The organism is Geothrix sp. 21YS21S-2 (assembly GCF_030846775.1).
GTDB lineage: Bacteria > Acidobacteriota > Holophagae > Holophagales > Holophagaceae > Mesoterricola.
This window is the reverse complement of record NZ_CP132910.1, coordinates 2,531,892-2,551,846: the sequence shown is the minus strand read 5'-3', so window position 1 is coordinate 2,551,846 and position 19,955 is coordinate 2,531,892. Positions and strand designations below refer to the sequence as shown.

General features: G+C 71.6%; 23 protein-coding genes. 4 read left to right on the top strand and 19 right to left on the bottom strand.

Annotation, left to right across the window (positions count from 1 at the left end; translation table 11 throughout):
• Positions 1 to 9: 9 nt before the first annotated feature.
• The 8 genes from RAH40_RS11265 to RAH40_RS11230 all read right to left on the bottom strand — a co-directional run bounded on the left by RAH40_RS11265 (position 10) and on the right by RAH40_RS11230 (position 8,566).
• Complete coding sequence (locus tag RAH40_RS11265) at positions 10 to 273, bottom strand: acyl carrier protein (protein ID WP_306602219.1); 264 nt, start codon at positions 271 to 273, stop codon at positions 10 to 12.
• A 62-nt stretch (positions 274 to 335) separates the two neighbouring features.
• Positions 336 to 1,640 (bottom strand): AMP-binding protein, encoded by a 1,305-nt coding sequence (locus RAH40_RS11260; RefSeq protein WP_306602218.1) that lies wholly within the window; start codon positions 1,638 to 1,640, stop codon positions 336 to 338.
• 5 nt (positions 1,641 to 1,645) lie between these two features.
• Positions 1,646 to 1,900 carry an acyl carrier protein gene (locus tag RAH40_RS11255; RefSeq protein WP_306602217.1) on the bottom strand — a complete coding sequence of 85 codons (255 nt, stop codon included), beginning with the start codon at positions 1,898 to 1,900 and terminating at the stop codon, positions 1,646 to 1,648.
• Positions 1,901 to 1,998: 98 nt separating this feature from the next.
• The gene (locus RAH40_RS11250; protein ID WP_306602216.1) at positions 1,999 to 3,684 is read right to left on the bottom strand and encodes a radical SAM protein; all 1,686 of its coding nucleotides are present in this window, start codon (positions 3,682 to 3,684) and stop codon (positions 1,999 to 2,001) included.
• A complete protein-coding gene (locus RAH40_RS11245; protein WP_306602215.1) occupies positions 3,684 to 4,847 on the bottom strand; it encodes a glycosyltransferase in 1,164 nt (387 codons plus the stop codon). Before RAH40_RS11245 ends, RAH40_RS11250 begins: the two co-directional genes overlap by 1 nt.
• A gap of 10 nt (positions 4,848 to 4,857) precedes the next feature.
• The gene (locus tag RAH40_RS11240) at positions 4,858 to 5,772 is read right to left on the bottom strand and encodes a hypothetical protein (RefSeq protein ID WP_306602214.1); all 915 of its coding nucleotides are present in this window, start codon (positions 5,770 to 5,772) and stop codon (positions 4,858 to 4,860) included.
• A complete protein-coding gene (locus RAH40_RS11235) occupies positions 5,772 to 7,223 on the bottom strand; it encodes a B12-binding domain-containing radical SAM protein (RefSeq protein ID WP_306602213.1) in 1,452 nt (483 codons plus the stop codon). Before RAH40_RS11235 ends, RAH40_RS11240 begins: the two co-directional genes overlap by 1 nt.
• A complete protein-coding gene (locus RAH40_RS11230; protein ID WP_306602212.1) occupies positions 7,217 to 8,566 on the bottom strand; it encodes a lipid biosynthesis B12-binding/radical SAM protein in 1,350 nt (449 codons plus the stop codon). Before RAH40_RS11230 ends, RAH40_RS11235 begins: the two co-directional genes overlap by 7 nt.
• Positions 8,567 to 8,633: 67 nt before the next feature.
• On the opposite strand from RAH40_RS11230, the gene RAH40_RS11225 reads away from it, so the two are divergent.
• Positions 8,634 to 10,085, top strand: a complete 1,452-nt coding sequence (locus RAH40_RS11225) for a polysaccharide deacetylase family protein (protein WP_306602211.1) — start codon at positions 8,634 to 8,636, stop codon at positions 10,083 to 10,085.
• A complete protein-coding gene (locus RAH40_RS11220) occupies positions 10,078 to 11,241 on the top strand; it encodes a DUF2062 domain-containing protein (protein ID WP_306602210.1) in 1,164 nt (387 codons plus the stop codon). Before RAH40_RS11225 ends, RAH40_RS11220 begins: the two co-directional genes overlap by 8 nt.
• Here RAH40_RS11220 and RAH40_RS11215 read toward each other — a convergent pair.
• From RAH40_RS11215 to RAH40_RS11205, 3 genes are read right to left on the bottom strand one after another with little or no spacing between them, the layout of a single operon-like run.
• Positions 11,210 to 11,656, bottom strand: coding sequence for an ankyrin repeat domain-containing protein (locus RAH40_RS11215; RefSeq protein ID WP_306602209.1), 447 nt, complete (start codon positions 11,654 to 11,656; stop codon positions 11,210 to 11,212). The genes RAH40_RS11220 and RAH40_RS11215 overlap by 32 nt on opposite strands.
• 59 nt (positions 11,657 to 11,715) lie before the next feature.
• A complete protein-coding gene (locus RAH40_RS11210) occupies positions 11,716 to 11,979 on the bottom strand; it encodes a phosphopantetheine-binding protein (protein ID WP_306602208.1) in 264 nt (87 codons plus the stop codon).
• The gene (locus tag RAH40_RS11205) at positions 11,960 to 12,772 is read right to left on the bottom strand and encodes a 1-acyl-sn-glycerol-3-phosphate acyltransferase (RefSeq protein ID WP_306602207.1); all 813 of its coding nucleotides are present in this window, start codon (positions 12,770 to 12,772) and stop codon (positions 11,960 to 11,962) included. Before RAH40_RS11205 ends, RAH40_RS11210 begins: the two co-directional genes overlap by 20 nt.
• Positions 12,773 to 12,837: 65 nt before the next feature.
• Here RAH40_RS11205 and RAH40_RS11200 point away from each other — a divergent pair, with 65 nt between their 5' ends.
• Entirely contained in the window at positions 12,838 to 13,137 is a 300-nt protein-coding gene (locus RAH40_RS11200; protein WP_306602206.1) for a hypothetical protein, read from the top strand.
• A gap of 87 nt (positions 13,138 to 13,224) precedes the next feature.
• Positions 13,225 to 13,791 (top strand): metal-dependent hydrolase, encoded by a 567-nt coding sequence (locus RAH40_RS11195; protein ID WP_306602205.1) that lies wholly within the window; start codon positions 13,225 to 13,227, stop codon positions 13,789 to 13,791.
• Positions 13,792 to 13,865: 74 nt separating this feature from the next.
• Here the strand turns inward: RAH40_RS11195 and RAH40_RS11190 are convergent, their stop codons facing one another.
• The 8 genes from RAH40_RS11190 to RAH40_RS11155 form a co-directional block, all read right to left on the bottom strand.
• On the bottom strand, positions 13,866 to 14,531 hold the full coding sequence (locus RAH40_RS11190) for a YqiA/YcfP family alpha/beta fold hydrolase (RefSeq protein WP_306602204.1): 666 nt from the start codon (positions 14,529 to 14,531) through the stop codon (positions 13,866 to 13,868).
• Positions 14,524 to 15,462, bottom strand: a complete 939-nt coding sequence (gene fabD / locus RAH40_RS11185) for an ACP S-malonyltransferase (RefSeq protein ID WP_306602203.1) — start codon at positions 15,460 to 15,462, stop codon at positions 14,524 to 14,526. The genes RAH40_RS11190 and fabD overlap by 8 nt, the downstream gene beginning before the upstream one ends.
• A gap of 68 nt (positions 15,463 to 15,530) precedes the next feature.
• The gene (gene tsf / locus RAH40_RS11180; RefSeq protein ID WP_306602202.1) at positions 15,531 to 16,193 is read right to left on the bottom strand and encodes a translation elongation factor Ts; all 663 of its coding nucleotides are present in this window, start codon (positions 16,191 to 16,193) and stop codon (positions 15,531 to 15,533) included.
• A gap of 87 nt (positions 16,194 to 16,280) precedes the next feature.
• Complete coding sequence (rpsB, locus tag RAH40_RS11175) at positions 16,281 to 17,039, bottom strand: 30S ribosomal protein S2 (RefSeq protein ID WP_306602201.1); 759 nt, start codon at positions 17,037 to 17,039, stop codon at positions 16,281 to 16,283.
• A 150-nt stretch (positions 17,040 to 17,189) separates the two neighbouring features.
• Positions 17,190 to 17,582, bottom strand: coding sequence for a 30S ribosomal protein S9 (rpsI, locus tag RAH40_RS11170; protein ID WP_306602200.1), 393 nt, complete (start codon positions 17,580 to 17,582; stop codon positions 17,190 to 17,192).
• 15 nt (positions 17,583 to 17,597) lie between these two features.
• A complete protein-coding gene (rplM, locus tag RAH40_RS11165; protein WP_306602199.1) occupies positions 17,598 to 18,035 on the bottom strand; it encodes a 50S ribosomal protein L13 in 438 nt (145 codons plus the stop codon).
• A gap of 94 nt (positions 18,036 to 18,129) precedes the next feature.
• The gene (locus tag RAH40_RS11160; RefSeq protein WP_306602198.1) at positions 18,130 to 19,224 is read right to left on the bottom strand and encodes a hypothetical protein; all 1,095 of its coding nucleotides are present in this window, start codon (positions 19,222 to 19,224) and stop codon (positions 18,130 to 18,132) included.
• Between the two features lie 54 nt (positions 19,225 to 19,278).
• The gene (locus RAH40_RS11155) at positions 19,279 to 19,839 is read right to left on the bottom strand and encodes a gamma carbonic anhydrase family protein (protein ID WP_306602197.1); all 561 of its coding nucleotides are present in this window, start codon (positions 19,837 to 19,839) and stop codon (positions 19,279 to 19,281) included.
• Positions 19,840 to 19,955 lie beyond the last annotated feature (116 nt).

Sequence of the window (19,955 nt, the reverse complement as noted above, 5' to 3'; positions counted from 1 at the left end):
CGGGGAACCTCATTTGACCTGGAGCATCTGGTGGACCGCTTCCACCACGTCCGCGACCGTGCGCACGTGCTTGAACTCCTCCGCCTTCACCCGCCGCCCGGTGATCTCCTGCAGCTGGATGGCGAGCTCCACGGCGTCGATGCTGTCCAGATCGAGGTCGGTGAAAAGATGCGCCTCCAGGGTGATGCGCTCCGGGGCCAGGTCGAAGGAACTGGCGAGGATGGTCCTCAGCTGCGTGAGGATCTCGTCCCGGGTGGGATTGACGGTGGTCATGGGTGGAATCTCCGGTTGGCTTCAGGGCTGGAAACCCATCTTAATGCAGGCGTCATCATATTTCAGGCATTACCCGAGGGGGTGAAAAGGCCGGCCAGGTCCTCGGCCCGCAGTTTGCCCCGCGCGTCCCTGGGCAGTTCCGCCACGAAGCGCCACCGCCGGGGAAGGGCAGGCCCCTCGAGCGTGCCCGCCAGATGGGCGCCTAGGCGATCGGACAGCGCGCGGCGCGCCGCCGGGTCCTCCAGGTCCGCCGCTCCGGCCAGAACCACGGCCGCCCCGAGCATCCGGCGCCGGCCCTCCAGCACCACCACCGCCGCGTCCCGCACCAGCGGATGGGCCTTGAGGGCCTCCTCCACCTGGGGCAGCGAGACCCGCTTCTCCTCGATCTTCACCACGCGGTCCAGGCGCCCCAGCAGGGTGAACCGGCCGTCGGCCTCCAGGGAAACGGCGTCCTCCATGCGCAGGCCCCCGGCTTCCACCCGTGGCGAGCGCAGGAGCAGGGCGCCGTCCTCCGCGGCGGCCAGGGCCATGTCGGGGAAGGGGGTCCACCGCGAGGAGGCGGGATCGGGCCCGGGGTTCCGCCAGGCGATGCCGCCGCTCTCGGTGCTGCCGTACACCTCCACCACCCCGCCGGGGGCCGCGGCCCGCCAGGCCAGGGCGTCCTCCCGGCCCAGGGCGCCCCCGGAGGAGAACACCGCCGGCAGGTCCAGGCCGCCCAGATCCAGCAGCCTGGGCAGCCGGGCGAGGTGCGCGGGGCTGCTCACGAGCACCGGCCGGGAGGCCATCACGGCCAGGAACCGGGCCGGATCCCCGCAGGGCTCCGACAGGAACGGCCGCCCCGTGGCCAGGGGCCAGAAGACCCGGAACAGGCAGCCGTAGATGTGCAGGTGGGGCACCGTGCCGGCCACCGTTCCCGGGAGCGGGCCGAAGAGCCCTTCCAGGATCTCCACCTCCCGGTCCAGATCCTGGAAGCGCCGCAGGACCTGCTTGGGGGCGCCGGTGCTCCCGGACGTCCAGAACTCCACCGGCACGTCCGCCAGGACGCGGGGCGGCGGCAGGGCGTCCGCGGGCGCGGCCAGGTCCGCGTCCCGGAGGAGGCCGTCGGCCTTCAGGGCCTCCAGGGTTCCCGGCAGCAGGTTGGGGGGAAGAACGGGCACGCACCCGGCCTGGACCAGGCCCAGGAAGCCCGCCGCGAAGGCGAAGGGGTCCTCGCAGGCCAGCAGCCAGCGGCCCCCCGCCGCGGCCTTCCCGGCCGCCGTCGCGGCGCCCCGGGCCAGCTCCCCGAAGGTGCGGGGTCCCTGGCCCGTGAGGGCCACCACCGAGGCCTGCGGCCGGTCCTCCGCGAAAAGGCCCGCAAGGCGCCCCATGGCGCTCAGGCTTCCAGCATCTTCTGCACGGAGACCACCACGTCCTCCACGGTGCACAGCACCCGGAACTCCTCCGGCGCCAGGCGGCGCCCGGTGTACTCCTGCATGTGCTGGGCCAGCTCGACCTCGTCGATGCTGTCCAGGCCCAGGTCGGTGAAGAGGTTCGAGTCCATGCGCACGGAGCGCGGGTCCAGATGGAAGTTCGTCTTCAGGGCGGAGCGGACCCACTGGAGAATCTCTTCCTGGGTCTTGGGGGGCATGGCGGGCTCCGGCTCTGGGGGGACGCCCGGCGGTTGTGGTAGCTAACGCGCGCTCCGGCAGACGTTAAGGCCCCGGGCAGGGGAATGCCCAGTATACATCAGAGCCGGGGGCAGTGGCGGCACGCCGCCCGCGGCGTCCCGGCGAGCAGCTCCTGCCGCAGGCGGACCATGCCCGGGCCGTTCCACAGGGCCTGGAACGGCGTTTCGAAGAGGTTGCCCACCTCCTCACCGGGTTGGCAATCGCAGGCCGTGACCGTGCCGTCGGCGCCCAGGGCGAGGGTCTGCCAGGGGGACAGGCAGTTGGCGTGGCCGGGGCTTCGGCTCCAAAGCGCGTCCACCGGGCGCAGGAGCAGCTCCCGCAGACGGAAGGGCTTGCCCAGTTCCTCCAGTCCGCGCACGTGCAGAACGGGCAGACCAGCGGCCATGGCCCCGTCCACGGCCTCCCGGATGGCCGTCCGGTCTTCCCCGGTGGCGGCCCCGGCCAGGGAACGGTCCCGGTTGGCGTCGAAGTTCAGGTCCGACAGCATCCAGGCCCGGGCGCCCAGGGCGAGGGCCAGGTCCGCCACGGGAGCGAGGTGCCGGGCGTTGGCCGTGCCCACGGCGGTGAACACCGCCCGGGGCACCCGGTCGCCGAAGATCCGGGCGGCCTCCGTCAGGTGGGCGAGGGTCCGCGCGAAGGGCACGCCGGGGCGCAGCCGCCCGGCCAGGTCGGCCTCGCCCGCGTCCAGGCTGAAGGTGGCCCCCCCGAGTCCGGCCTGGACCAGGCTCCGGGCCAGGTCCGGGGTCAGGGCCGCGCCGCTGGTCACCAGGCCCACGCCGCGGCCCTCCCCGGCGGCCAGGGCCACCAGTTCCGCCAGGCGCGGATGGAGCGTGGGCTCCCCCAGGCCCACCAGGGTCAGGCGGGAGGCGTGGGGCAGGCGGTCCAGGACCTCCTGGAACCGGTTCAGGTCGCCCCGGTGGGGGGCGCCCGTGGCCCGGGCGCAGGAGGGGCAGGCGTGGGGGCACCGGGTGGTGACCTCGAGGTTGGCCAGCACCGGGGGCGGGGCCAACGGTCCCAGGTCCGGCGGCAGGCCCGTCCCGGGCCTCAGGGCCCGCCGGGCCGAAGGACTCCGGCCCAGGACCTGCCAGCCCCCGGGCACCCGATCGGCAAAGCGGGCCACCTGGGGTTCCAGGAGCCGGAGCCGTTCCTGGTCGGGGCCGGTGAGGGCGGGGGGCAGGGCTTCGAGGATCGCGGCCAGGACCGGGGCCGCCGGCAGGTGGTGCCCGGCCCCCGGCACCCCTACCGGCCGCGCCGCCGGGCCCCAGTGCGCCAGGTCCTCGGGGGGCACCAGGGGATCGGCCTCCCCATGCACCACCAGGGTCCCGGGCGGAAGACCCGCGGCGCCGGCCTCGTTGACGGCCTTTACCAGCCGGGCGAGATCCAGGAGCCCGGGCGCCTCGTTTCCGGGGCGGGTGGCGGCCTGGAGGCGCGCCAGGTGGTCCAGGCCCACCCGGGGCGGGGTGCCCAGGAGGACCAGGAGGTCGGGTTCGAGGCGGGCCAGGAGGGCCAGGGTGCCACCGGTGGAGTGGCCGATCACCACCAGGGGACGGCCGCCTTCGGCTTCGGCTCTCAGGAGCGCCAGGAAGGCCTCCCGGTCGAAGGGCGGCGGCGGGCCGCCCCGCCACCGGGGATGGAGGGCCGCCAGCCGGGTGTGCCCGGGCCCGAGGACCGCGTCCAGCGCCTCGGCCAGGGGCGCGAGATCCGCGGGGGATCCGGTGTAGCCGTGCACCAGGAGGATGCGCATCAGGTCTCCAGCCGTTCCGCCAGACGTTCGGCTCCCCGGTCCAGGCCCGGGTCCGGGGTGCGGGCGGTCAGGTCCCGCAGGGCGAGGATGCGGGCGTCCAGCTCCGCATCGTCCATGGCCTCCAGGGCCCGGGCATAGACGTCGCTGGACCCCCAGAAGACCGTGGGGGGAACCAGCCGGGCGCCAGCCCCCAGCCGCTCCAGGCAGAGCCCGTTCTGGGCCTGTTCCGGGTGGAAGGGAAAGACGCCCACGGGCACGCCGTGGGCCAGGGCCTCGAAGACGGTCTGCTGGCCTCCGTGGCAGACGAGGAGGGCGGCCCGCTCCAGCAGGCCGTTCATGGGGGCGTAGGTGTAGGCGGTGATGCGCGGGTCGTTCCGGTCCGGAGCCGGGTGGCCCCCGCCGGCCAGGGCGACCCGGTAGCCCAGGGCCAGCAGCCTATCAAGGAGTCGGGCGGGTCCCGCGCCCGGGGGCAGGGCCGTGCCCATGGAGAGGACGGCCAGGGGCGCGCCGGGAACCGCCCCGCCCGCCCGGGGCCAGCGATTCCAGGCCAGGGGGCCCACGTGTTCCAGGCCTTCCGAGGCGGCCAGGGGCTGGAAGCCGGGGGTGTCCCACAGGAAGGTGCGGCCGCCCAGCAGGAGGGCGCGCGCATCCTGCACGGCCGGCCGGCCCAGGGCCCCCAGGGCCATGGACACCCGGCGGGCCGCCCCGCGGAAGAAGGCCTCCAGGAACACCCCCTGTTCGGCCGCCCCCGGCTCGCCCTCCCCGAACCCCAGGACGCCCCGGAAGGCCGGGATCATGCAGCCGCAGGCCAGGGTGTCGCAGGGCAGGCCCGCCAGGGCCGCGGAGGTGGTGGCCGTGAACCGGAAGACGCCCACGACCCGCTGGGCCCGCACCTCGGCCATGAGCGCCCGCTCCGCCTGGACCACCCGGAGGAACCGCTCGGGTTGGCGGAACCAGGCGTAGGCCGGGGCCGACCCCTGGTCGGCCTCCTGCAGGTCGGGCAGCAGGTGGTGGGGCACGCCCAGTTCCGCCAGGAAGGGGGAGCGGGCCGGGGTGGTGGCGAAGGCCACTTCGTGGCCCCTGGCCAGGAGGGCCTCCCGCAGGGCCAGGCCCTTGGCGAGGTGGGACAGGGCGTTGCTGCCCGGCAGGATCAGGAAGCGCATGGCGTCGCGTTCACCGGGGGCCGGTCTCTCCGGCCCACAGGTCGAAGAAGTTGAAGAAGTGGTAGGGATAGGCGTCCAGGAAGCCCGCCAGGGCCTGGGCGTAGGCGGCGGCGTAGGGGAGGTAGGCCTCCGGGGCCCGTCCCAGGCCGGGCGGGACGCGGACCACGGCGGCCAGCTGCATCTCGTACTGGTCCGGACCGGGCTTGAAGGGGAAGAGCACCGCCACGGGCGCCCCGGTGGCCGAGGCCAGCTTGTAGGCGGTGAAGGGCAGCGGCACCGGGCCGCCCAGGAAGTCCACCGCCACGGTGCCGCCGCTGGCGCCCCAGGCCCGGTCCCCCATGAGGCACAGGACCTCGCCGCGCTGCAGCGCGCCCAGCATGTCCGGGACGCCGCCCAGGAAGGCCTCCGGGTCGATGATCCGGAAGTCGCGGCCGGCGAAGGCCTGGAAGGGGGAGCTGGCGTCCCCCGCGTCGAACCGCGCCAGCACGGAGATGGGGCGGTCCAGGTGGGCGAGGTTGGCCATGCCCAGCTGCCAGGCCCCCACGTGGGCGGTGACGATGACCAGGCCCCGGCCTTCGGCGAGGAGGGCCGCCAGGTCCGCGCGGCCCCGCAGGTGGGTGATGAACTCCCCCCGGCCCAGGATCCGCTGGGCGGCCTGGTCCACCATGAGCCGCGCGAACGTGCGGCTCAGGCGGAAGGTGTCCACCAGGCGCCGGAGCCCGGTGCGCCCGGGGAACCGGTGGGCGAGGTACGGCCGGCACCGATGGCGGATGGAAGGCCGGGTGAGGGTGTAGTAGAGGCTCACCAGGTCCGCCAGGGCGTAGGCCACGGACCGCCCCGCCAGCCGGATCAGCCCGTGGAAGAAGCCCAGCTGCCACCGGGTTCCGATGCCTCGAATCCGCCACTCGATCCGGCCGGGCTCCACTAGTCCTCCCGTGCCATCATGCGCCGGGTGGAGCGGGTGAAGCGCAGGAAGCTCCCCAGTCCGGCCAGGAAGCGAAGCCAGCTGTCGGGGGAACGCCAGAGCATGGTGACGTAGCCCCACAGCACCTTGGGCCGCTTGAAGTGCCGCTCGTAGAACTCCCGGAACAGCTCCTCCAGCCGCTCCCGGGTCATGCCGCGGGTCACGAACTGGAAGTTCATGCAGTCCATCTTCTCCCAGTCCTCGTCGAAGTCCCCCAGCTCGCGGATGCCGTCGTAGATGGGCGAACCGGGGAAGGGCGTGAACTTGGCGAGGTTGAAGTCGTCCACGGGCAGGGAGAAGACGTAGTCCATGCTGCGGCGGATGCTGGCCTCGGTCTCCCCGGGGAGCCCGATCATGAGCAGGCCCTTGGTGCGGATGCCCGCGGCGCTGATGGTGCGGATCTTTCCGGCCAGGTGTTCGAGGTCGGGGTTCTGGCGGTGCCGGGCCAGGAGCTCGGCGTCGCCGGTCTCGATACCCAGGCTCATCATCCAGCACCCGGCCCGCTTCATGCGGCCCACCAGGTCCGGGTCGATGTGCTCGGCCCGCACGGCGCAGTTGAAGGTCATCCCCAGGGGTTCGGCCAGGAGCCGGTCCGTGAGCCGCTCCACCCGCCGGCGGTCCAGGGTGAACTGGTCGTCGTAGAAGTTGATGTGGCGGATGCCGAAGCGCCCGCGCAGCATGCGCATGTGGTCGTAGAGGTACTCCGCCGAGTTGGACCGGAAGCTGCGCTGGAACACGCTCCGGTCGCAGTAGGAGCACGCGTAGGGGCAGCCCCGGCTGGAGATGCAGCTGGTGTTGGGGACGGTGGGGTAGTTGAAGATGGGCAGCTTGTAGGCGCCCGGAAAACCCGCGAGCTTGCCGTAGGCGGGGAAGGGGAGGCTGTCCAGCTCCAGCCCGGTCCGGTAGCCGTTGAAGCGGATGTCCCCGTCCGGGCCGTCCCGCCAGATGAGGCCCCGCACCTGGGCCGGCGTCTCGAAGCCGCCGTCCATCAGCTCGCGCAGGGTCTCCTCGCCCTCGCCGGCCACGGCGAAGTCCATGGCGGGGTACTCCCGCAGCAGGCGCTCCTTCAGGGCCGAGATGTGGGGCCCCCCGAAGACGCTCAGGACCCCGGGGCAGGCCCGCTTGGCCAGCTCCGCGATGCGCACGCCGTCCAGGAAGCTCGAGGTGGTGCAGCTGAAGCCCACGAAGCCCGGGCGCTCGGCGCGAAGGTGCGCCTCGATGAGGCCGTCGGAATCCGGGTTCGCGAAGCAGTCGATGATCGCGGTTTCCATGCCCCGGGCGTCCAGGTACGCCGCCAGGCTCGCCAGCCCCAGGGGCGGCATGAGGTTGGCGACCCGGGAGATGTCCTGCCCGGCGGCGCCGGCGCGGTACCCGAGCGGATGGATGAGGAGGATCTTCCGGTAGTTCAGCACGGCTGCGCATCCTTCGGGTAGCGGATGAGGGAATCCCAGATGAGCCCCCGGAACCCCATGGCCTGCAGGGCCGTCATGCGCTCCCGGCCCCGCTCGGGCGGGAAGAACCGGTCCCTGTGGCCCCGGAAGGCCGCCTCGATGCGGGCCTCCATGGCCCTGACGTCCACACCGGCGGCGTGGTAGTAGACAGGCTCGCGCAGGTCGGTGTCCGGCCCCACCTTGCCCTCCAGCAGGGCCAGGCGGTGCAGGGCGGTGGCGGGGAAGATGCGGATGCCCGAGAAGGCGAAGACCGCGGTTCTGCGCAGCCGCTGCAGGTTGGCCAGGCCCTCGGCGACCGTGGCCTCGGTCTCCCCGGGCCCGCCGAACATCACGAAGTGCGCGCAGGGGACGCGGCAGGCCACGAAGAGCTCGTTGGCCTCCACCGCCTCGTCGAAGGTGAAGCCCTTGCCCAGGGCCCGCAGGGTCGCGTCGGTGGTGGCGTCCGTGCCCAGTTCGGCGGCGCGCAGGCCGGCCCTGGCCATGAGGCGCAGGTCCGTTTCGCGCAGCAGGCTGGGGCGCATGTAGCAGGACCACCTTATGGGCAGCGCGCGGCGCAGCAGCTCCTCGACCACCTCCATGTGCTGGCCGCCGTGGTCGTTGAACACCGCGTCGGCGATGAAGAAGTCGGCCTGGCCGAAGCGGGCGTGGGCCTCCTCCAGGTCGTCGACGACGGCGCGCGGGTCCCGCGCGCGGTAGGCCGACCCTTCCAGGGCCGGGTAGTTGCAGTAGACGCACTGGTGGGAGCAGCCCCGCTTGGTCTGGATGTTCAGGAGACCCGAGGCCTCCTGGTAGAAGCGCACGATGGCCTCGTCGTAGCGCGGGGCCGCCATCTCCGGGGCCAGGCCGGCATTGCGGTGGATGCGGGGCATCGTCCGGCCCGCGGCCAGGGCCTCCACCAGGTCCGCCGCCGCGCCCTCCCCTTCGCCGGCGACGCCGTGGTCGGCGCCCGTGTAGGCGAGGATCGCCTCAGGCAGGATCGTGAAGGCCGGGCCCCCCAGGATGACGGGGGCGTCCGTGCAGGTCCGGGCCAGTTCCACCAGGCGCCGCGCCACGGCCGGGTAGTCTGAATCCACCAGGGAATCGCAGGTGTCCAGGTTGCGCATGGAGATGCCCAGGAAGTCCGGGCCGAAATCGCGCACGCGCGCCGTGAAGGCGGCCGCCGAGGCGCCCGCGGCCAGGAAGTCGAACTGCTCCACCAGGTGGCCCCGCGCGGCCAGCGACCCCGCCACCACCGCCATCCCCAGGGGGTAGACCGGGTAGGGCTCCAGGGTCAGATTGGCGGAGACTAGGAGGATTCGACTCATGGGGCCCCAGGATCAGAGGGCATGCCCGAAAGCCCGTACCTGTTCGTAATTCTGTAATATAGCACACATGCGCTTCCCCCTGACCGTGGCCCACCTGGCGGCCCTCACCGCGTTCCAGCTGGCTTTCCTCCTGCTTTTCGTGGACGTTCGATTGGCCGCTTTGCCCTTGGCCCTCTTCGTCCTCCTCTGCGGGGTGGCCCCCTTCCTGCCGCGCTTCGGCTTCTTCCTGCCCATCCTGTCCCGGGGCAGCCGCAGGTCGCCCCGCGTGGCGCTGAGCTTCGACGACGGGCCGGATCCCGCGGCGACCCCCGCGGTCCTGGACCTCCTGGACCGCCACGGCCTGAAGGCGGCCTTCTTCCTGGTGGCCGCCAAGGCCGAGGCGAACCCGGACCTCGTGCGCGACATCCTCGCCCGGGGCCATGAGGTCGGCAGCCACAGCTGGCACCACTTCCCGATGCTCATGCTCCGGGGCCAGAAGATCCTCCGCGAGGAGGTGGCCCGGGCCCAGGAGATCTTCAAGGGTTTCGGCATCCTGCCCCGGGCCTTCCGGCCGCCGGTGGGGATCACCAGCTCCCGGCTGTGGCCGGTGCTCCTGGACCACGGCATGTTCTGCGTGAACTTCAGCTGCCGGGCCCTGGACCAGGGCAACCGCCGGGTGCCGGGCCTGGCCCGGCGCATCCTGGACAAGGTCCGGCCCGGGGACCTGATCCTCCTGCACGACGTGAGGCCCACCCGGGCCACCGTGGACGAGCTGCTGGGGGAGCTGGAGGCCGTGGTGCGCGGACTGGGCGAGCGGGGCCTGGAGGTGGTGCCCCCGTCCGCGCTCCTGGGCCGGGCCCTGATGCAGCGCGGCCTGGAGACCCAGGGCGCCGCCGAAAGCTTCTACGACGACCTCGCCGGCACCTACGACCAGGAGCAGTTCGGCACCGCCGTGGCCCTGAGCCGGAACCTGGAACTCGAGCTCTTCCGCAGGCGCCTCCCCGACCTCCTCCGGGGGCGGGGCACCGTGCTGGAACTGGGCGCGGGCACGGGCATCTTCACCCTGGAGCTGGCCCGGCGCTGCGCGGAGGTGCACGCCGTGGACCTCTCCGGGAACATGCTGCGCCACCTGGAGCGCAAGGCCGCGGCCGCGGGCGTCACGAACATCCGCGCCCTGGAGGGGGACGCGGAGTCCTTTGCCTTCGAGGGCCCCTACGCCGCCGTCTTCTCCTTCCTCGTCTTCGAGTACTTCCAGGACCTGCCGGCCTTCTTCCGGCGCCTGGCGCCCCACCTCGAGCCCGGCGCCCCCGTGTACTTCATCACCGCGCGCACGTCCTTCCTGCGGTTCTGGACCCAGGTGGGCAACGCGCTGCGCCAGGGCATCTGGCTCAAGTCCCGCTCCCGGCGGGAAGTGGTCCGGCTCCTGGGCGCGGCGGGCATCGAGACCGTGCGCGCCGAGGGGCACCTCCTCAAGCTCTTCGGCCGGGGCGGCATGATCCTGGAAGTGGAGGGGCGCTGGCCGGGCCCTTCCCATGACTGAGGCGCCCCGCGTCCTGGCGGTGGTGCCGGTGTACGACCACGCCGCCACCCTGCGCGGGGTCGTGGAGGGGCTGCTCGGCCAGGGGCTGCCCGTGCTGGTGGTGGACGACGGCAGCCGCGACGGCGCCCTGGAGCGGGTGGCGGACCTCCCCGTGCGCACCCTCCGCCTGGAGCCCAACCAGGGCAAGGGCGCCGCGCTCCTGGCCGGGGCCCGGGCGGCCGCGGCCGAGGGCTTCGGGGCCCTGCTCTCCATCGACGCCGACGGACAGCACTACCCCGCCGACGCCCCGGCGCTCATCGCCGCCGCCGCGGCGCACTGGCCCGCCATCGCCATCGGCGTGCGCGCCATGGACGGCCCGGAGGTGCCCGGGTCCAGCCGCTTCGGCCGCGCCTTCTCCAACTTCTGGGTCCGCCTGGAGTGCGGGCGCGACCTGCGCGACACCCAGAGCGGCTTCCGGGTCTACCCCGTGGCGTTCCTCACCGGATGCCGGTTCCGCTCCCGGCGCTACGCCTTCGAGGTGGAGGTCCTGGTGCGCGGGGCCTGGGCGGGCCTGGCCATCGTGGAGGCCCCCATCCGGGTCCTCTACCAGCCCGGCCGCGAGCGCGTCTCCCACTTCCGGGCCTTCCGGGACAACCTGCGGCTCACCGCGCTCCACACGTTCCTGGTCGTGCGCGCCCTGTTCCATCGCCAGGGGCCGCCCCTGGCCGGAGAGGCCCGGCGGGCCCTGGCGTCGCCCCGGGCCTTCCTGCGGACCCTTGCCACCGAGCACGACAGCCCCGCGGCGCTGGCCACCGCGGCGGGGCTGGGCGTCTTCCTGGGCAGCCTGCCCATCATCCCCTTCGGCCTGGTGGTCATCGCCTTCGTGCACCACCGCCTGCACCTCAACAAGCTGGCCGGCATGGGCGCCTCCAACGTCTGCGTGGCCCCCTTCGTGCCCTTCCTCTGCGTGCAGGCGGGGCACCTGCTCCTCCACGGGCGCTGGTGGACCGCCTGGAACCGCCAGGGCCTGGTCGCCGAATTCCCCCAGAGGCTCTGGGAGTGGCTGCTGGGGTCCCTGGTGGTGGGGCCCCTGCTGGGGCTGCTCCTCGCGCTGCCGGTCTACGTGCTGATCAGGCGGTTCCGGTCTACCGGGAAAGCAGCTCCACGCACCTGGTGAACCCGAAATCCCGGGCGTAGTCCACGGGCTTCCTGCCGGAGACGTCCGCGATGTCGGGGTCGGCCTTGGCCTTGAGCAGGTCGGCCACGATCTCCTCGTACCCGTAGTAGGCGGCCAGGAGCAGCGGCGACACGCCCGGCTTGTAGCGTCCGTATTCCTTGAAGGTCAGGATGTTGGGATCCGCTCCCTGTTCCAGGAGCCACTTCACGATGACCGGGTGCCCGTAGTAGGCCGCCCAGGCCAGGGGCGTCCAGCCCCACTTGTCCACGTCGTTGACCTTCTCCCCGGTCTCCACGAGGTTCTTGGCCAGCTGGAGATTGCCGTCCACCACGGCCCGGGAGAGCTTGGTGCCGGCCTCGAGCGCGGGCGCTCCCAGCAGGATGGCGATGGTGGCGAGTACGACCGCAGGCTTCATGGTTCACTCCCGGGGGCAGGTTTGGATAAAACAAGTGTAGACCTCTCGTCCGCCCGGTTTCACCCGGTTTTTCCGCCCCCCTCGGCGAGCCATGCGGCCAGGGCCCGCACGGTGCCCAGGCGTCCCTGGAGGGATCCGGCCTCCTCGACCGTGGCGCCGAAACGGCGCTTCAGGGCCATGGCCAGCTCCAGGGCGTCCACGGAATCCAGCCCCAGGCCCCCCTTGAACAGGGGCTGGTCGTCGCCGATGTCCCCGGGACGGAGGTCCTCCAGGTCCAGGGCCTCGATGATGAAGACCTTCAGCTCAAAGGGCGTGGGAGCCATGGCTCTCCTCGTTGAAGCGGCTCTCCAGGATCCGCGTGAGGATCCGGGCCTCCCGGGGGTGGTCCGCCTCCGCCGCCGCCGGGGCGTGGACCCAGTCGCCGAAGGCGAAGCGGAACCTGCAGGTGGGCGCCGGGACCATGTACCAGCGGTCCCCCTTGGCCAGGAGGGGCGGGTCCACGGATACGCGCACCGGCAGGATGGGGGCGCCTGTCCTCAGGGCCAGGTGGGCCGCTCCCCGCTTGAACCTCAGGGGCGGGCCCGGGCGGGTGCGGCCCCCTTCCGGGAAGATCACGAGGTTCTGCCCCGAGGCGAGGGCGAGGCCGCAGTGCTCCAGCACCTCATCCGGCCCCTGGTTGTTGATGAAGCCCGCGGCCCGCACCAGCGGACCGAAGAAGAGGTTGTTCCAGACCGCCTCCTTCACCACGCACACCGTGTCCGGCAGCAGGGCGATGAGGATCACGATGTCCAGGTACGAGGGGTGGTTCGCCAGGATGAGGGCGCCCTTGAGCCCCTGGGGCATCCCGTCCGTCTCCACCTGCAGGATCCCCGAAGCCTCCAGCCCGAAGACGAAGAGCCTGAAGAAGCGCCGGATGATGCGCGCCGCCCGCCGCCGGCGCGCTTCCCGGCCCCCCGGCAGCACGGCCAGGACGGGCCGGATGAGCAGGGTGCACACGCAGCCTCCCACGCCCAGGAGGGTGAAGAGGATTCCGCTGGTGAGGACCTTGCCGGCTTGGCGGAGGCGCGGGGGCAGGAGGGATCGGGTGGCCGTCATGGGGACCTGTAAGTATGCCATTCCGGGCGCTTCTTACAATCCGGCGCCCCTGGGCGCCCGGGGTAGAATGGAGGCCGGAGGCGGCCATGCTGAAGCGATTGACCGTGACGGCCCTGATCCTGACCGGCGGCGCAGTGCGGGCCCAGGAGGAGAAGCCCGGGGTCGTGGAAGGCGTGAAGGAGGCGGGCAAGGAGGTCGGCCACGCCGTGAAGAAGGGCGCCAAGGCCGTGGGCCACGCAGCCAGGGAGGGCGGCAAGGCCGTGGGCAGGGGCGCGAAGACCGCCGGCAAGGCCGTCGGCGAGGGCGCGAAAAAGGTGGGCCACGGCTTCCGGGACGGGGCCAAGGACGTGGGCCATGGCGTCAAGAAGGCCGTGAAGGGCGAGTAAGTCACACCGCCGTGGCAGGGCGGGCGCCGGGATTCCCTAGCATGGTGGATCCGGCGGAGCGCTGCCGGACCCCGCCCGAGGTTCACCATGCCCTCCCTTCTCGGCCACGCCGCCGCCGGCCTCGCCATCACCACCGCCTTCCACGGGGACAAGCTCCCGCGGCGGACCTGGGCCCTGGCCGCGTGCTGCGCCATGGCGCCCGACCTGGACTGGTTCGTGAGCCTCCTGGACATGCACCGCGGCCACGTGCTCAACCACCGGGGGGCGGCCCACTCCCTCTTCGCGGCCGTGCTCATCGCCGCCGCCGTCTTCCTCCTGGCCTACCGAAGGGACCAGCGCCGTGGCGCCGTCTGGCTCTGCCTGACCATCGCCGCGCTGTCCCACGGGCTCCTGGACGCCCTGACCTCGGGCGGCGTGGGCGTGGCCCTCTTCATGCCCTTCTCCGAGACCCGCTGGGCCTGCGTGTGGCAGCCCGGAAGGGTCGCGCCCCTGCCCCTGGGGCGGGAGCACACGTGGCACTTCCTGCACAGCCTGTGGACGGAACTGTTCTGGATCGGCCTCCCGGCCCTGGTCCTGGCGGCCTGGTCCCGGCTGGCGAGGCAGGCGCGGCTGGCGCCGACGCTTTCGGAGGCGGTGCCGGAGAGCCCGTTCTGAAGGCCCTCCCGGCCGGGAGGTCCTGAACCGGAGGGTTCACCTGGCCGATGAACCGTGCGCCGCGGCCCGTGTCGTCAGGGACCTGTCGATGCGGACCCGCTGCGGGCGGCCTGGCACATCCGGGCCAGGAGGTCATCCAGCACCTCCAGGCTGGCCGTTCCCAGCAGGCCGTGGTCGTCGTCCAGTTCCCGCAGATCGGCCCCGCCGTGCCGGCCCGCGAATGCCCGGCTCACCTGGACCGGCACCGATTCGTCCCGGGTCCCGTGGAGGATCGCCAGGGGCGCCCCGACCCGCCACCTCCCGTCGTCCGCCCACGCCGGCAGGTCCGCCAGGAGTTCGGGCCCCAGGCGGGTCCAGGCGTTGCGGGCGTGGTGGAAGATGGGGATGCTCCCGCGGCGCCGGTAGCCGGCCCACCGCGGCCCCTCCAGGCGGCGGGAGGCGAAGCCGAAGGCGGGGGCCAGGAGGATGAGCCCGGCCAGGGCCGCGCCGCGGTGGGCCACGGCGGCGGCGACCAGGCCCCCCAGGCTGCTGCCCACCACCACCGGGGGTTGCGGCAGGGTGCGCAGGAGGGCCTCCACCGCCTCCACCTGGGCGGAGACGGTGAGGGCCTCGAAGGTCGGCAGGTTCAGGTCGGGGGCGAGGAAGGGGATGTTCCGCGCCGCCGCCCAGAGCCGGCAGTGCTCGCCCTTGGATCCGCGGGGACCGGAGGCGAAGCCGTGGAGGTAGACCAGGCTAGGCAAGGGCCTGCAGGTCCTCGGGGGCGCCGATGGAGATGGCGGTCACCTCGATGCCGGCCTCCTTGGCCTGGCGCTTCACGAGGCCGCTGAGCACCTTGCCGGGGCCCAGCTCGAAGAAGGAGGTGACCCCCTCCTGGAGCAGCAGGGCGGTGAGGGCCTCCCAGCGCACGGCGCCCGGGATCTGGCGCACCAGGCCGTCCCGCAGGGCCGCGGGGTCGGTCACCAGGGCGGCGTCCACGTTGTTGGCCAGGGGGCAGCTGGGCATGGCGAAGACCGTGGCGCCCAGGAGCTGCTGCATGTGCACCTTGGCGGGCTCCATGAGGGGGCTGTGGAAGGGCGCGCTCACGGGGAGCTTCATCATCTTGCGCACGCCCTTGGCCTTGAGGATCTCCATGGCGGCCTCCACGCCCTCGACGTGGCCGGCGATGACGATCTGGCCGGGGCCGTTGAAGTTGGCGGGGACGGCCACCAGGCCGGTCTGGGCCTGGGCCTCGGCGCAGGCGGCCTCCACATCGGCCACCGTGGAGCCGAGGATGGCGGCCATGGCGCCCACGCCCACGGGCACGGCCACCTGCATGGCGCGGCCGCGCTCGCGCACGGTGCGCACGGCGTCGCCGAAGCGCAGCGAGCCGTTGGCCACCAGGGCGCTGTACTCGCCCAGGGAGTGCCCGGCCACGAAGTCGGGCTTGGGCAGGCGCGCGCCGTAGGCGCGGACCACCATGGTGCTGTGGGTGAGGATGGCGGGCTGGGTGTGCTCGGTGAGCTTGAGCTGCTCCTCGGGGCCCTGGGCCATGAGGGAGGAGAGGTCGAAGCCGAGCGCGCTGTCGGCCTCCTGGAGGACGGCCCTGGCGGCGGGTTCCGCCTCGGCCAGCGCAACGCCCATGCCCACGGCCTGGGAACCCTGGCCCGGGAACAGCCACGCGGTCTTGCTCATAAGTACCTCCGTAAATGGAGAAGGCGGCACAGGGGCCGCCTTCTCGCTCAATGGGACAGGGTGGAATCCTACTTGGCGGCGGCGGCCTGGGCGGCGACTTCCGCCGCGAAGTCGTCGTTGCGCTTCTCGAGACCTTCGCCCATCACGTACTTCGTGAAGCGGCGGATGCTGAGCTTCTCGCCGATCTCGGCGGTCTTGGCGGAGAGGTGCTGGGCGACGGTGAGGTCGCCGTTCATGATGAACTTCTGCTCCAGGAGGCAGACTTCCTCGTAGATCTTGTTCATCTTGCCTTCGACGATCTTCTCGACGACGGCGGCGGGCTTGCCGGTGGCCAGGGCCTGGGAGGTGGCGATCTCCTTCTCCTTGTCCAGGAAGGACTGGGTGACCTCCTCCTTCGTCACGAACTGGGGCGCGGGATCGTGGGCCGCGATGTGCATGGCCACTTCGCGCACGAGGCGGGTGAAGTTCTCGGTGCGGGCCACGAAATCGGTCTCGCAGTTCAGCTCGATGAGCACGCCGACGCGGCCGCCGGGGTGGATGTAGGACTCGACGATGCCCTCGGCGGCGATGCGGCCGGCCTTGGCGGCGGAGGAGGCCAGGCCCTTCTTGCGGAGGTAGTCCATGGCCTTTTCCATGTCCCCGCCGTTCTCTTCCAGGGCCTTCTTGCAGTCCATCATGCCCAGGCCGGTCTTGTCCCGGAGGGCCTTCACATCTAGGGCCGTGTATGCCATTGCGAACTCCTGTGAAAATTCGGTGGTAAGAACTGAGCGGTCAGCCGCCGGGCTCGAAGCCGGCAACCGACCGCTTCAAAGCCAAGCCTAGGCCTCGCCGCCTTCGTTCATCTTCTCGGCCATCATGGCCTTCATGTTGTCGTTGTCGCCCTTGTCCTGGAAGGACTGGCGGCCTTCGAGGATGGAGTCGGCCACGCGCTCGGAGAAGAGGAGGATGGAGCGGATCGCGTCGTCGTTGGCGGGGATGACGTAGTTGATCTTGTCGGGGTCGCAGTTGGTGTCGACCAGGCCGACGATCTTCAGGCCCAGCTTGGCGGCCTCGGTGATGGCGATGTCCTCGCGGTGCGGATCGATGACGAAGATGACGTCGGGAACCGAACGCATGTCCCGGATTCCGGCGAAGGAGGCTTCGAGCTTCTCCTTGGAGCGGGTCAGGGTCAGGATCTCCTTCTTGGTCAGCATGGCCGTGCGCGCGGGATCGTTGAGGGTGGCCTCGATCTCCTTGAGCTTGTCCAGGGACTTCTTGATGGTCGCGAAGTTGGTGAGCATGCCGCCCAGCCAGCGGTTGTTCACGTAGTAGGCGCCGCAGCGCTGGGCCTGCTCGGCGATGAGCTCCTGGGCCTGGGGCTTGGTGGCGACGAAGAGGAAGTTCTTGCCTTCGCTGGCGGCCTTGGTGAGGAAGTTGGCGGCCGTGTTCCAGAGGCGGAGCGTCTTCTGCAGGTCGATGATGTAGATGCTGTTCCGGGCGCCGAAGATGTACTTCTTCATCTTGGGGTTCCAGCGCTTGGTCTGGTGGCCGAAGTGCACACCGGCTTCAAGCAGTTCCTTCATTTGAATGGCAGCCATGGAAGGCCTCCCTGGGAGAGCGGCGGATGCCGCGGGGGATGGAGGGCGAAGGGGAAATCTCCGCCCGAATCGATTCCTCCGGAGAGGAATCCGTCAGACACACGAACGGGGAGATCGAATCTCCCCGTCCTTGATACGCATTGCCAAAGACTAGCGCTTCGAGAACTGGAAGCGGCGGCGGGCGCCCATCTGACCGGGCTTCTTGCGCTCCTTCATGCGAGGATCGCGGGTCAGCAGGCCGGCCTGCCGGAGCATGCCCTTGAGCTGGTCGTTGTAGCCGAGCAGGGCGCGGGAGAGGCCCATGCGGATGGCCGAAGCCTGGCCGGCGGGGCCGCCGCCGGAGACGGAGACGATCAGGTCGAACTTGCCGTCCATCTCGGCCAGCACGAGCGGCTGGTGCACCACCATGCGGAGCACGGCGTTGGGGAAGTAGTTCTCCTCGGTGCGGCCGTTCACGGTGACCTTGCCGGTGCCGGGGCGCATGAAGACGCGAGCGGTGCAGGACTTGCGCCGGCCGGTTCCGTAGTTCTGGGAAATCGCCATGTGTGCCTCGGTAGATTAGAGCTTGATAGCCAGGGTTTCGGGCTGCTGCGACTGCTGCTGGTGCTCGGCGCCGTCGTAGACCTTGAGCTTGCGATACATCGCGCGGCCCAGGGGGCCCTTGGGAAGCATGCCCTTCACGGCGCTCTCGATGATGCGGCCGGGGAAGGTGATCTTCATGACGTCGGCCCGGACCTCGACCATGCTGCCGGGCTGGGTGCTCGTGCGGCGGTAGAACTTCTGGGTGGCCTTCTTGCCGGTGAAGACGGCCTTGGCGGCGTTGATCACCACCACATGGTCGCCCGTGTCGATGAAGGGGGTCCAGGTCGGCTTGCTCTTGCCCGAGAGGACGTCCGCGACGACGGTGCTCAGGCGGCCCACGGGCAGCCCGGTGGCGTCGACGACGAACCACTTGCGATTGACTAGGTCTTGACCCTTGGGGAAATAGGTGCTCATGGCCGAACTCCGAAAACCTACGAATTCGATGTGAAATCCATCGTCAAGCTGCCCATCTAGTGATGCGCAGAACAACAACTTTATCGTTGATCCCCTAAGGGGTCAAGGACTCTTTTGAAGATGAAGCGAGGCTCCAGAGCTCCTGGGCCAGGCGGCTGGCGCCCATGCCGTCGATCAGGGCCATGCCGTCGCGCACCTGCTCCTGGCGCGTCTCCTGGCCCTCGGGACCCAGCCACTGCTCCAGGGCGTCCCGGGTGGCCTCGGGGTCGGCGTCGGTGCCCAGGCCCAGGTCGAGGCAGCCGCCGACCCGCGCGATGTCCGAGAGCATGACCTGCTGCCGGTCGTTCTGGCCCCAGGTGGCCGCGGGCACGCCCATGCACAGGGCCTCGGCGAGGGTGAGGCCGCCGGCGCACCACAGGGCGTCGAACTCCTGGAGGTGCCGGGTGAGGGAGGGCAGGCTCTTGAGGATGCGGCAGCCCGGGAAGGGCGGGGCTTCCAGGCCCTGGGGGGCCAGCAGGGTGCAGGCGCCGGTCCAGCGCCCCGAGGCCGCCAGGCTCCGCAGCACTTCGAGGGCGCGGGCCGCGAGCCCGGGGCCGTCGGTGCCGCCGAAGGTCACGAGGAGCTTGTGCACCGCCAGGGGCTGGAGCGGTTCGCGCCGGGGCCGCAGCGCCAGCGCCTGGGGATCCACCACGATGTAGTGGGAACCCCGGAGGATGCGGCAGGCGCCGCGGGTCGTTTCCAGGGGGCGCACCTTGCGGCCGTTGACGACCTTCAGGGGGGACGCCGGCCAGCTCACGCCCTCCAGGTAGGGCTGGAAGAGCAGGTCCGCCACCTCGTGGGCGTCGCCCTCGTCCTCCAGGAGCGCGACCTTCAGGGGCCGCGCGCCGGCCACGTCGGCCTGGGTGGCGTCCCACAGGTCCACCAGCACCACGTCCGCCTCGGCCTTGAGGGCCTCGGGCAGGCCCGCGTGGAGGTCCTCCCCCAGGTCCACGACGCGGCAGGGCAGGGGCCGGCCGTCGAAGGGGTGCTGGCCCTGGCCCGCCATGCGGGCCCGGGCGTCGCCGGAGACGGCGATGCAGGCGGCGCCGCCCAGGCTGCGCCAGTGTTCCTGGAGCACCAGGGCCCGGGCGAGGTGCCCGAAGCCAAGGCGGAGATCGGTGTGGACGCGGAGGACGAGGAGGGGGCTCATGGGGCTCTGGGGTTTCAATGGAAGAAAGTCTAGCCGTAAATCGGCCTTCTCCCCCTAGGGGAAAAGATGCCCCTCCCGGAACCCGGGTTCCGGAAAGGCCGCTGCGGGGGAGACCGCCACGGGCCAGCCGTCCTTGAAGTAGGCCTCCTTGTAGCGCACGTAGCGCGGCCAGATCCCGGCCACCAGCTCGCGCTGCGCGGGCGAGAGGGGCCCCTTGACCGTGGCGGGCCACCCCGCCACCAGGGTTCCCGGCGGCGCCTTGAAGCCCTCCTTGAGGAGCGATCCGGCCGCCACCAGGCAGCCCTCGCCCACCTCCGCGCCGTCCATGATCGTCGTGCTCATGCCCACCAGGGCGCCCCGGCGCACGGTGCAGCCGTGGAGCATGACGTTGTGGGCGACGCTCACCTCGTCCTCCAGGGTGAGCGACCACCTGCCGTTGGTGACGTGGAGGCAGCAGAAGTCCTGGATGTTCACGCGGCGGCCGATGGCGATGGCGTTCACGTCCCCCCGCAGGACGCAGTTGAACCACACCGACGTGTCGTCGCCCAGGGCGACGTCCCCCAGGACCGTGGCGCTGGGGGCCACCAGGACCCGTTCGCCGATGCGCGGAGCCATGCCTTGGAAAGGAAGAATCACGGTGCACCTCGAAACCCACGATACCCGGAACCGCAAGCCTCCGGCTCCGGCGGAGGCTTGCATATATTAATCATTGAACCAGGACCCCTTTCCTC